Origin of the sequence: Streptomyces sp. adm13(2018) (assembly GCF_008042145.1) — a bacterium.
Classification (GTDB): Bacteria; Actinomycetota; Actinomycetes; order Streptomycetales; family Streptomycetaceae; genus Streptomyces.
Genome location: NZ_RDBH01000114.1, coordinates 544,632 through 557,135, shown reverse-complemented (window position 1 = coordinate 557,135; position 12,504 = coordinate 544,632). Strand labels below are relative to the sequence as shown.

Genomic DNA, 12,504 nt, shown 5'->3' with positions numbered 1-12,504 from the left:
GCCACCGGCGGGAAGACCATTCCGTCCGCACTGCCCGCGTCCAGCGCGACCCCGCCCGYSCCGSGCAGCATCGGCACCGGACGGACGGCCTCGCCGAGGCCCGGCGGGAGTTTGCGCGGTTGCTCGGCGAATTCCGGCGTACGGCCGTGCTGGTGCCGTTCGACGACCAGGACAGCCTGTGGACCGCGGACTTCAACGGGGTGCGGTGGATCTGCGCCTTCTCCGACGAGGAGGCGCTGGCGCGGTTCGCGGCGGCCCGGGGGGACACCGGTCGAGAGTGGACGTACCGCACGATCCTGGGCGCGCGCCTGCTCGACGTGATGGTGCCGATGCTGCCCGGCCCGGGCGGGGTCGCGCTGGACGCGGGCAGTGCGGACGGAATGGTCTTCCCGCCGGTGGCGGGCATCGTCCCGGACGAGGCGGCGGTGGATCTCGGGGAGACAGTGGATGTCGGGGGAACGGGGACACGATGAGCGGAAACGAGCCTGATCTCGCGGCGCCGGCGGCGGCACTCGCGGAGGTGGCGAAGGGCATCGACCTGGCGCACGCCGAGCTGAAGGAACTCGGCATGGTCGGGGAGGCGTCGACGGGTCGCGGGTTCTCCGATCTCGCCCTCTCCGGGCTGGAGTTGGGGCACGGCGGACTGACGTCCGAGTTCGAGACGTTCTGCGACCGGTGGGAGTGGGGCGTCCGCGCCCTCACCCAGCGCGGAAACGGCTTCGCGCAGGCGGTCGGCCTGTCGGCGGGGTCGTTCGCCGAGCAGGAGCGGTACATCAAGGACTCGATCAAGGTCGGGGTGAACTCCCTCAACGGGAACCCGCACCTCTCCGAGGACGAGGTGAAGCAGAAGAGCTGGGACAGCATCCGCGACCAGCAGACGTGGGACGGGGCCGACTGGAGCCCGGAGTCGTTCGAGGGCGCCCACGAAGAGGTCAAGCAGACCTGGAAGAACACCGTGTACGACGTCGAGGACTCCATGCTCGACGGACTGGAACGGACGGGCGCGATCGACCCGGAGCGACGGGACGGGGCCGACCAGCGGCTCAAGGACCTCCTTGATCCCGACCAGGCGACCATCGACCAGGCCGAACAGCCGCGGTGGGGGGAGAACCGCTGATGGTGGACTGGGGAGGGCTGGTCGACAAGGGCATCGACAAGATCGGTGACGGCATCGACAAGGGCAAGGAGATCGTCGGCGAGGGCGTCGACTACGTGACCGACAAGGCCGGCCAGGGCCTGGACAGGATCGGCGCCCACGACATCGCGGACTCGGTCGAGGACTGGGGCGACGAGACGGCGGCCTCCCTCGGCGCGTCGGTCGGGGAGCAGCAGCTCGGGCAGACCGAGGAAGCGGACGAGCTGATCCACGGCAAGCCGGAGAAGATCGCCGGGGCGGTGAAGAACCTCCGGGACTTCCGACGCGCGTTCGACCTGGTCGGCAGCGGCATGCGGAAGCTGGACTCCGGCCATTGGAAGGGCGAGGCGGCGGACGCGTTCCGGGAGAGGTTCTCGACCCTGCCGACGGACTGGCTGCACGCGGCGGACGCCATGGAGAACGCGGCCAAGGCGCTGGAGACGTACTCCAGGGCCGTCGTGAGCGCGCAGGGCAAGGCGCGGGAGGCGATAGCCCTCTACAAGGAGGGCGACGGGGACTCCAAGGCGGCGGTCGACTCGTACAACAAGAAGGTCGACGCGTACAACGCGGCCCGTACCGGCGACAGTCCGCTGCCGGACCCGGGGGCCTTCACGGACCCCGGGAAGGCCAAGCGGCAGCGGGCCAAGGAGATCCTGGACGACGCGCGGAAGGCCCGGAACGAGGCCGGGGACACCGCGAAGGCGGCGGTCGCCGCCGCACTCGCGCACGCGCCGAAGGAGCCCACGGGCCGCGAGCGGGCCAAGCTGGAGCTGATGGACTACGGCCTGGGCCAGGGCATCGAGCTGGCCCACTTCGGCGGCGGAGTCGTCAAGGGCACGGCCGGCCTCCTCAACTTCGTCCGCTCGGTGAACCCGGTGGACCCGTACAACCTGACCCACCCGGCGGACTACTACAAGGGCGTCAACACGACGCTCGCCGGCCTGGTGTCCACGGCGGCGAACCCGGACCGGGCCCTGAAGAACGCCTGGGACGCGGCGAAGGGCGACCCGTCGGAGTTCCTCGGCCGACTGGTGCCGGAGATGCTGGGGACGAAGGGCGCGGGGGTGATCCGGGGAGGTCTGCGCGCCGGGCTGAAGGACGCGGCCAAGCACCGCCCGGACGCGGGGAAGACGATCGCCGACGGTCCGGGCAGCAGCCGGAAGGACCACGAGAAGGACCCGCCGACCGCCTGCAAGCAGGGCAAGGAGACCCGGTGCGAGAAGGACCCCGTCGACATCGCCTCGGGTCGGGTCCTCCTGCCGCAGACCGACATCACCCTGCCCGGCTCGCTCCCCCTCGTCTTCCGGCGCACCTTCGACTCCTCGCGCCGCTCGGGCCGCTGGTTCGGCCCGACCTGGTCGTCGACGGTGGACCAGCGCCTGGAGGTCGACGCGGAGGGGGTGGTCTTCAGCTGCGACGAGGGCAGCCTGCTCGCGTACCCGCACCCGGCGCCCGGCGTCCCGGTCCTGCCCACGCACGGCAGGCAGTGGCCGCTGGACCGGGTCGAGGACGGCTACACCGTGACGGACCCGGACAGCGGCACGGTCCGCCACTTCGCCGACCACGGTGAGGGACTCGCCCTCCTGGCCCAGATCGACGACCGCAACGGTCGCTGGATCGCCTTCGAGCACGACGAGACGGGCGCCCCGACGGCGATCGTCCACCACGGCGGCTACCACCTGAAACTCACGACGGACGAGGGCCGGGTGACGGCCCTCCACCTCGCGGAGGCGGCGGCGGACGGCTCCGACCAGGAGATCCTGCGCTACGGCTACACGGCCGGCCACCTGACCGAAGTCATCAACTCCTCGGGCGTGCCCCTTCGCTTCGGCTGCGACGAGCACGGCCGCATCACCTCGTGGACCGACACCAACGGCAGCCACTTCGACTACGTCTACGACGACCAGGACCGCTGCACCTACCAGTCGGGCACGAACGGACACCTGGAGACCACGTTCACCTGGGACGACGTCGACCCCGTGACGGGCCTCCGCACGACGTCCCTCACCGACGGACTGGGCCACACCAAGCGCCACGTGATCAATGACCTCGCCCAGGTCGTGGCGGAGATCGACGAGCTGGGCGCAGTCACCCGCTTCACGTACGACCGCCGCAACCGGCTGCTGTCCCGGGCGGATGCGCTGGGGAACGTCAGCTCCTTCACCTACGACGAGCAGGGCCGCCTGACAGTGGCGGAGCGCCCTGACGGGCGGCAGGCCCGAGTCGAGTACGACGAACTCGGGCTCCCCATAGGCATCGTCGGCACCGACGGCAACGTCACCCGCCAGACTTTCGACGAGCACGGCAACCGCACGTCGGTGGCGAATCCCACGGGCGCCCGGACCGAGTTCACGTACGACGAGTCGGGCCGGCTCACCTCGACGACGGATCCGCTCGGCGCGACCACCCTGCTCGTCCTGGACATCCGTGGCCTTCCCGTCCAGATCACTGATCCGCTGGGCGCCACCACCCGCTACGAGCACGATGCCTTCGGCCGTCCCATTCGGTTCACCGACGCTCTCGGCTCCGAGACCCGGATGGAGTGGACGGTCGAAGGCCTGCCGTCGCGCCGGACGGAACCCGACGGCACGACGCAGTCCTGGACGTACGACGGCGAAGGCAACTGCCTCAGCCACACCGACGCGATGGGCGCCACGACGCACTTCACGTACGCCGACTTCGACCTGCTGACATCCCGAACGGGCCCGGACGGTGTCCGCTACGAGTTCTCCCACGACACGAACCTGCGGCTGACGCGGGTGACGAATCCGCATGGTCTTACCTGGGACTACAGCTACGACGCGACGGGGCGTCTGGAAGCGGAGACGGACTTCGACGACCGGACACTGAGCTACACGTATGACGCGGCTGGGCACCTGGTTTCGCGCACGAACGGTCTCGGCCAGTCCGTCAGCGTCACGCACAACCGACTCGGGCAGGTCGTCCGCAAGGAGGTCGACGGCGGGGCGGTCACGACGTTCGAGTACGACATCTCGGACCAGCTCGCGATAGCCACGGGCCCGGACGCGAGGCTTGAGCGTCTTCGCAACCGCCACGGGCTCCTCCTCTCCGAGACCGTGAACGGCCGGACGCTCTCCTTCACCCACGACGCGGTGGGCCGGCGGACGGGGCGGACGACCCCAAGCGGCTCGACGAGCACTTGGTCGTACAACGAGGCGGGGCGTCGGACGGAGCTGATCACCTCGGGCCGTACGCTGACTTTCGACCTTGATCTCCTGGGACGCGAAACCTCCCGACATGTCGGCGACTTCGCCGCCCTCACCTCTTCATTCGACACGATGGGCCGCCTCACCGAGCAGGACGTCACCGGCCGCGCGGGTAACCGGCTCCAGCACCGTGAGTACGCCTACCGCGCGGACGGCGGACTCGTGGGCATCACCGATGAGCTGTCGGGCGCCCGCAGCTTTGAGCTGGACGTCTCGGGCCGCGTCACGGCTGTGCGGGCGAACAACTGGACGGAGCGGTACGCCTACGACGGCGCCGGCAACCAGACGGAAGCCTCGTGGCCGTCCGCCCACCCGGCCCACTCCTCGACAGGCCCTCGTACGTACCAGGGGACCCGCATCACCGGCGCCGGGTCCGTCCGCTACGAACACGACGCCCAGGGCCGCATCGTCCTGCGCCAGAAGACCCGTCTCTCGAAGAAGCCGGACACCTGGCACTACGAGTGGGACGCCGAGGACCGTATGACCTCGGTGACGACCCCGGACGGTACGGTCTGGCGATACGCGTACGACCCTCTGGGACGTCGGATATCGAAGCAGTCCCCCGGTGAGACGGTGCACTTCACCTGGGACGGCACGACCCTCTGCGAGCAGACGACCGAAGACATCACGCTCACGTGGGACCACGCGGGCCTGCGGCCGCTGGCGCAGACAGAACGCCGCGCCGACTCCACCGATGAGCGTTTCTTCGCCATCGTCACGGACCTGATCGGCACCCCGTCGGAACTCGTCGACGAGTCGGGCGACGTGGCCTGGCGCACGCGCAGCACTCTCTGGGGCACGACGACGTGGAACCGCGACGCCACGGCGTACACACCACTCCGCTTCCCGGGGCAGTACTTCGACCCGGAATCGGGCCTCCACTACAACCACTTCCGCTACTACGACCCGGAATCGGCCCGCTACCTCTCCCAGGACCCGCTGGGCCTGGCGCCGGCTGACAACCCTGCGACCTATGTCCAGAACCCACATACCTGGGCCGACCCGTTGGGGCTGTCCCCGTGCCCTGACCTACCGGAGGGAGCCGAGCCCGCAGGAGGCAACGTTCCAGGGGACCCTCGTGGATACAGCAAGCCTTCGATCGGACGCTATGACTACTCCTGGTCGAACTACGACGAGGCGATCGCAGCTGCCCGGCAGCACGCAGGAGGCGACCTGGGGCCTGATTCGATCAAGATGTACGACCGCAGCCCCACCCAGGGGGAGGGCACTGGGACTCTGATCGGCGAGCAGACTCCCGATCGAATCCGGGGGTGGCGCATCGACGGAGCGGACGGACACATTAATTTCTGGGACTGGTCCGGAGGGAAGAAGGGAAGTGGCGGAGTGTACGGTCACGACTGGTTTCCCGCGGACCCGTCCACGCCCGGATCGCGATACATCGGATGGGCTCCCTGGCAGGACAACGACGGGAACGTCCTGGAAGGAAACTGACGAAGCACCTGAAGGTGCGCCGCACGGAGAGATCAGGGGTTCGCATGCCGCCCAAGCTCGCCAGCACCATCGAAGCACTGGGAGCCGAGAGCAGGCCGGAGATGTTCGACGAGTTCGTTCGGGCCATCGGGGGGTCCTTGAGCGACCTGGTCGGGATTCGCCACAACGCGGAGGGACGGACCGACCTGTCGGAGGCGACCGTCTCGGAGCTCCGTACCGCCGTGGAGGCTCTCCTCCAGGGGGCCGGCGAGAGCGTGCTGGTCGCCTGGCCGGCGGACCGAGTAGCCGCCAGAATCCGCGTCGCGCTCCTGCTTGAGTCGATCGATGACCTCTGGTATCCCGCGATGGACGACCTCGTCGTCCTCACTGACGAGCCCGAGCCCACCGTCGTAGTCCTGGATCACGAGGAGCAGCTCACCTGCACGCGGATTCGGGTCTGACGAGAGTGGCGATGGCCAGGAGCCGGGTGCAGCGGTCAGTCGCTTCGGGACTACGGTGGGACGCGGACCGCCCTCACGTCCGACGCATCCCCGGGCGAGGGAATCCGTTCGAGACACTGTTCGACCTCGTGGCACGATGTACGGCATGACGACCAACCGAAAGGTCCATGCCGCGTAGACGGCCAGGACGCATCCGGGCAGCAACCCCGGACCGGCAGCAGTCACCACACCCAAGGTCGGCCATCGACGGCCTATCCTCGCGGACGTTGTCCGAGATCGTTCGCCTCGAACGCACGCGGAACTACCTGCAACCGGGGGACGTCAGCTCAGCCTTCCGCTTGTGGAAGGACTACGTCCACCGGCCCACGCGTGAGCTCTGGCACGACGACGAGTTCGGCAACGTGCACTGGTACTGCTGCGGCAACCCTCTCGAGGGCCGTGCCCTGCTCGACGGCGTGATCCAGGCAATGTCGCTTCGCGGAGCCCGCGAAATCCGCAAGATCATCGAGAAGCTCGACTCCTTCATGGGCCCGCCCGACCCAGCGACAGACCGCCGACGATGGAGAGCGAGCTGAGTCCGTGCATCGAAGGTGCTGGTCGTCGGCGTGGCACTGCCTAAACGGCATGCGGTTGTCGCTCGGTCGTGTTGGTATCGGTCCCTATGAATGCTTACGTTCTCGACGAAGCCGACCTGACGGACAGGATGGAGCGGAACCTCGCGGAACACGCCTGCCATCTGCACCGGAGCGCGTCCACTCCATGACCGACAGTCTTGCCCGGCTTTCCGCCCTCGTGCCGACTCCGGTCGAGTCCCGCCAGAAGGACTGGGACGGGGTCGAGCACGCCATCGGGGTGGAGCTTCCCTCCGACTACAAGGAACTCGTCCGCGTCTACGGCGGAAGCAACTGGGACGACTACCTGTACGTTCTCGAACCCGGCTGCCCCAACCACCACTACGACCTCCTCACATGGGCCAGGAACCAGGCCGAAGACCTGGAAGACCTGTGGGAGTTCGAGAAGAAGCCGGTGGAGCTGGAGACGGAGGGGGCCCGGGTCGTCCCGTGGGCGGTCACGGACAACGGAGAGTGTCTCTACTGGCTCGTCGTGCCGGGGGTTCCTCCGGAGCGGTGGACCGTCATGGTGAACGAGGCACGCGGTGGACGATGGGAGCACTTCCCCATGTCCTGTACGCGATTCCTCGCGGACGCCCTCGACGGAGAGCTGCACTCGGACATCCTCTCCTCCTCGTTCCCGCTCACCGCGCACGACGTCCGCCGGCTGGGACCTGTGAGACCGCCCCTTCCCACCGACCCGGCGACGCGGCCTTCCGGACCGTTTCCTCCCTCGCTGCCCGAGAGGAACCTCCCGTGATCCGGATGGCGTTCAGCGTGCGCCCTGGGCAGGGTGAGGCCGGGGAGTTCGATCTCGGTGACGTCCTGTGCGAGGGAGAGAGCGGTACGGCGGGATCGGCGGGGCATGTTCCCGACCAGGGGATGATGATCTACCTGTCCGTGCCCCTGCTCCTCGACGCGCTCCGGCCCCTCCTCACCGCGGAGCGGAAGTCGGCCTCGTTCGTGGGCACCGGGTCCTCCTTCCGGCTCGACTTTCGGCGTGACCGCGACGCGGTCGTCACCGTGTCCGCGAACGGGACGACCGTGGGGAGTTGCCGGCCCGGCGAGCTGGCCGCGGCCGTGCTCCGGCTCGCCGAGGAACTGGAACGGCAGCTCCTCTCACAGCTTCCCGCCGAAAGCGGCGCCGCCCGTGATCTCGTCTCCTCGCTGGAGCGGTTCCGCGCCGCCGCCGCGGTGTGAGCGCCCGGGGGGATGGGGGCCCTAGCCACGTCAGGTCACGTCAGGTCTCCGGGACGCGGTTTCGCGCGGCACGTCTCATTCGGAGGGGTTCGCGACCATGTCCGCCCGCCACGGTCGGACTGCGTCGGCGCCCGGGTGACATCGGCCTCGCGGCCGCCCTTGAGGGGGCGGGGTCGTCTCGCGACGCACGGCCTTCGCCTCCGGCGTGACCCTGGTGCGCCAGGCACACACGAAGGGCCCGGACTCCCTCAGGAGTCCGGGCCCTGCCGTGCGTTCCGGTGACTACCGCGCCGCGTCCGGGTGGACCGCGTCCGTGATGTCGGTCGTCTTCTTCTCGACCGGCTTGCGGAGCTGGATGTTCAGCTCGCGCAGGCGGGACTCGTCCAGTTCCGTCGGGGCGCCCATCAGGAGGTCCTGGGCGTTGCCGTTCAGCGGGAAGGCGATCGTCTCGCGGATGTTGGGCTCGTCCGCGAGGAGCATGACGATGCGGTCGACGCCGGGGGCGATGCCGCCGTGCGGCGGGGCGCCGTACTCGAAGGCGCGGAGCATGCCCGCGAACTCCTGCTCGACCGTCTCGCGCGAGTAGCCCGCGATCTCGAAGGCCTTGAACATGATCTCGGGCTCGTGGTTCCGGATCGCGCCGGAGGAGAGCTCGATGCCGTTGCAGACGATGTCGTACTGCCAGCCGAGGACGTCCAGCGGGTCCTGGGTCTCCAGGGCCTCCAGACCGCCCTGCGGCATCGAGAACGGGTTGTGCGAGAAGTCGATCTTGCCGGTCTCCTCGTCCCGCTCGTACATCGGGAAGTCCACGATCCACGCGAAGCGGAAGACGTTCTCCTCGAAGCGGCCGGCGCGCTTGGCGGCCTCGACGCGGACCGGGCCCATGATCTTGGAGACCTCGTCGAACTCGCCCGCGCCGAAGAAGATCGCGTGGCCGGGGAGCAGGCCGAGGCGCTCGGTGAGGACCTTGACGTTCTCCTCGGTGAGGAACTTGGCGATGGGGCCGGTCAGGGCGTTGCCCTCGCCGACGCGGACCCAGGCCAGGCCCTTCGCGCCGAGGGAGACCGCGAAGTCGCCGAGCTGGTCGAAGAACTTGCGCGGCTGGTCGCCGGTGTCCGGGACGGCGAGCGCGCGGACGTGCTTGCCGGCGAAGGCCTTGAACTCCGAGCCCTCGAAGACGTCGGAGATGTCGACGAGTTCGAGGTCGGTGCGGAGGTCGGGCTTGTCGTTGCCGTACTTGAGCATCGACTCGCGGAACGGGATCCGCGGGAACGGCGAGGTGACGTGGCGACCGCCGCCGAACTCCTCGAACAGCTCCGTCATGAGCTTCTCGATCGGCTGGAAGACGTCCTCCTGCTCGACGAAGCTCATCTCGACGTCGAGCTGGTAGAACTCGCCCGGCGAACGGTCCGCGCGGGCGTCCTCGTCGCGGAAGCAGGGCGCGATCTGGAAGTACCGGTCGAAGCCGGAGATCATCAGCAGCTGCTTGAACTGCTGCGGCGCCTGCGGCAGCGCGTAGAACTTGCCCGGGTTCAGGCGGGACGGGACGACGAAGTCGCGGGCGCCCTCGGGGGAGGTCGCGGCGAGGATCGGGGTCGCCATCTCGTTGAAGCCGAGGGCCACCATCTTGGAGCGGATCGCGGCGATGACGGCGGACCGCAGCATGATGTTGCGGTGCATGCGCTCGCGGCGCAGGTCGAGGAAGCGGTACTCCAGGCGCCGCTCCTCGTTGACGCCGTCGTCGGCGTTGATGGTGAACGGGATCTGCTTGGCGGCGCCCAGGACCTCGACCGTGACGGCCTCGATCTCGATCTCGCCGGTCGACAGCTCGGGGTTGACGTTCTCCGCGCCGCGGGAGACGACCTTGCCGTCCACGCGGACGACGGTCTCCTTCGTCAGCTTGTCGAGGACCTCGGCCGCGGCGGTGCCGGGGCGGGCGACGAGCTGCGTGATGCCGTAGTGGTCGCGCAGATCGATGAAGAGGATGCCGCCCAGGTCGCGCCGATTGTGCAGCCAGCCGCTCAGCCGGACGTCGGTGCCGACGTCAGAGGCGCGGAGCTCGCCGCAGGTGTGGGACCTGTACCGATGCATCGTCGTTCATCCAGTCTTCGGGATCTCGGGTCTGGGGCGACCGCCCTGTGGCCCCTGTCACAGCAGTCACAGGACACACGGGCAGACCCACCCAGAGTACCGGCCGGGCCGGTATCGGTTTTCGAATACGCTCAGTGGCGATCTGGTGTCCGATATTCATAAAGTAGGGCAATGCGCACCGAGGACGTCCTGGCCGCGATCGCGACCGGCCTGTGGCGCTGGAACAACGCGTCCGGGATCGTCTCGCTCGACGCCGAGGCCGCCCGGCTGCTGGGGCTGCCCGCGAAACCCGTTCGGCTCACCGAGGCGGCCGTGCGCTCGCGCTTCCATCCCGTCGACTGGAACGAGATCGACGGGGTCGTGAACCTCGCCGTCGCCGAGGGGACGCTCGCCGAGGCCCGGCTGCGGATCATGGACGAGCACGGGCGGGTGATCCGGACCGTACGGAGCAGGTCGAAGCCGCTCGTCCGGGGGAACGACTACGAGCTGGTCGGCACCCTCCAGGAGGTCGCCGAGCAGCTGCCGGGGACCGCGGCGCGCACCCCCGTCACAGGCGACTGGCGCCGGTCCCGCGAGGCGTTCCTGCTGGACGCCGGGCGGGCGCTCGCGGAGGCCCGGTCGACGGCCGAGGTGCTGCGGGTGGCGGCCTCCCTGTCGATGCCGGGGTTCTCGCCGGACGGGCTCGCGGTCTTCGGGGTGGCGGGGGACCGGCTGACGGTCATCGGCCACCACGGGCACAGCGAGGGCGACGAGGGCCCGTTCTCGTCGATGTCGCTCGACACCGACTACCCGGCGGCGGAGGTCGCGCGGACGGGCCGGGCGATCTACCTGCCGAGCCCGGACGAGTACCTGCGACGCTTCCCCGTGACCTGGCCGCTCGCGCAGCGCTTCGGCCGCCGCTCCTGGGCCTTCGTGCCGCTGGTCGTCGCCGGCCGGACGATGGGGGCCTGGATGGCGGCCTTCGAGCATCCGGTGGCGTTCACCCCCGACGAGCGCTCGGTGCTGACGACGGTCGCCCGGATGCTCGCGCAGGCCCTCGCACGCGCGGGCGTGGCCGAGTCCGAGCGCGAACTGTCGCTGGGGCTCCAGCGGACGATGATGCCGGTCCTGGGGCCCGGCATCCCCGGCATCCAGGTCGCCGCGCGGTACGTGCCGACCGGCGGTGGACTCCAGGTCGGCGGCGACTGGTACGACATGATCCGGCTGCCCGGCGGCACATCCCGCACCGGCGGGCGCGGCTCCGGGCGCATCGCCCTCGTCATCGGCGACGTCCAGGGCCACGACGTGCGCGCGGCCGGGCTGATGGGCCAGCTGCGGATCGCGCTGCGGGCGTACGCCTCCGAGGGCCACCGGCCGGACGCCGTCCTCTCCCGCGCCTCGCGCTTCCTGTACGGGATCACCGACGGCGACGACGGGGAGGGCGAGGCCGGGCCGCGCTTCGCGACCTGCCTGTATCTGGAGGTCGACCTGGAGAGCGGGACCGTGGAGATCGCGCGGGCCGGGCATCCGGACCCGGCGGTCCGGATGGTCGACGGGACGGTTCTCCTCCGGCCGACCGCGGGCGGGCTGCCGCTCGGCATCGACCCCGACACCGACTACCCGACGACCCGGCTCACCCTCGAACCCGGCGAGACCCTGATGATCTGCACCGACGGCCTCCTGGAGACCGGCGGGCACGACCTCGACACCGGCTGGGAGCGGGTCCGCGGGCTGCTGGAGTCCCACGACGGCGAGGATCTGGAGGCGCTCGCCGACACGCTCGTGGAGGCCGTCCACGGCCCCGGCTCGCACCACACGACGGGGCCGCTGGCCGACCGCCGCGAGGACGACATCGCGGTCCTGCTGCTGTCCCGCCGGCCGGTGGGCAGGCTGGCGGAGGCGCCGCGCCGGACGCTGATGACGATCGCGCAGGCCGAGCCGGAGCGGATCGCCGCGGCGCGCGAGCAGGTGCGGCAGCTCCTGCACGACTGGCGGGACGAGGAGCAGCTCGACTCGGCTGTCCTGATGGTCTCCGAGATGGTCACCAACGTCCTGGTCCACACGGACGGCGACGCGCTGCTCGTCGCCGAGGTCGCCTGCGGGGAGAAGGCACGGCGGCTGCGGGTCGAGGTCTCCGACGGGAGCGACGAACTGCCGCACAAGCGGCACCCGGGCGAGATGGCGTCGAGCGGGCGGGGCCTGGTCCTGATGGAGATGCTCGCGGACGCGTGGGGCGTGGACCCGCGGGGCGAGGGCAAGGCGATCTGGTTCGAACTGAACGAACCGGACTCGGTGCGGGAGTAGGCCGCTGGGGGACGGGGCCGGACCTGTGGGGGGACGGGCCGGGCCCGTCCCCCAGCGGCCTACTC

General features: G+C 69.9%; 8 protein-coding genes and 1 pseudogene. 8 read left to right on the top strand and 1 reads right to left on the bottom strand.

Going from position 1 to position 12,504, the window contains the following annotated elements:
* Window positions 1-89 precede the first annotated feature (89 nt).
* The 7 genes and pseudogenes from EAO70_RS14915 to EAO70_RS14880 all read left to right on the top strand — a co-directional run.
* Window positions 90-473, top strand: a pseudogene (locus EAO70_RS14915) (SseB family protein); the annotation flags it as partial.
* Window positions 470-1,117, top strand: a complete 648-nt coding sequence (locus EAO70_RS14910; protein WP_148003492.1) for a hypothetical protein — start codon at window positions 470-472, stop codon at window positions 1,115-1,117. The pseudogene EAO70_RS14915 and the gene EAO70_RS14910, both read left to right, overlap by 4 nt.
* Window positions 1,117-5,814 (top strand): putative T7SS-secreted protein, encoded by a 4,698-nt coding sequence (locus EAO70_RS14905; protein WP_261992859.1) that lies wholly within the window; start codon window positions 1,117-1,119, stop codon window positions 5,812-5,814. Before EAO70_RS14910 ends, EAO70_RS14905 begins: the two co-directional genes overlap by 1 nt.
* Window positions 5,815-5,858: 44 nt before the next feature.
* Entirely contained in the window at window positions 5,859-6,254 is a 396-nt protein-coding gene (locus tag EAO70_RS14900) for a hypothetical protein (protein WP_148003421.1), read from the top strand.
* Between the two features lie 266 nt (window positions 6,255-6,520).
* Window positions 6,521-6,829, top strand: a complete 309-nt coding sequence (locus tag EAO70_RS14895) for a hypothetical protein (RefSeq protein ID WP_261992858.1) — start codon at window positions 6,521-6,523, stop codon at window positions 6,827-6,829.
* A 184-nt stretch (window positions 6,830-7,013) separates the two neighbouring features.
* Window positions 7,014-7,625, top strand: a complete 612-nt coding sequence (locus EAO70_RS14885; protein ID WP_187283880.1) for an SMI1/KNR4 family protein — start codon at window positions 7,014-7,016, stop codon at window positions 7,623-7,625.
* A gap of 5 nt (window positions 7,626-7,630) precedes the next feature.
* Window positions 7,631-8,065 (top strand): hypothetical protein, encoded by a 435-nt coding sequence (locus EAO70_RS14880; RefSeq protein WP_148003419.1) that lies wholly within the window; start codon window positions 7,631-7,633, stop codon window positions 8,063-8,065.
* 282 nt (window positions 8,066-8,347) lie between these two features.
* Here the strand turns inward: EAO70_RS14880 and aspS are convergent, their stop codons facing one another.
* Window positions 8,348-10,156, bottom strand: coding sequence for an aspartate--tRNA ligase (gene aspS / locus EAO70_RS14875; RefSeq protein ID WP_148003418.1), 1,809 nt, complete (start codon window positions 10,154-10,156; stop codon window positions 8,348-8,350).
* A gap of 171 nt (window positions 10,157-10,327) precedes the next feature.
* Between aspS and EAO70_RS14870 the strand changes: the two genes are divergently transcribed.
* On the top strand, window positions 10,328-12,439 hold the full coding sequence (locus EAO70_RS14870; protein WP_148003417.1) for a SpoIIE family protein phosphatase: 2,112 nt from the start codon (window positions 10,328-10,330) through the stop codon (window positions 12,437-12,439).
* Window positions 12,440-12,504: the final 65 nt, after the last annotated feature.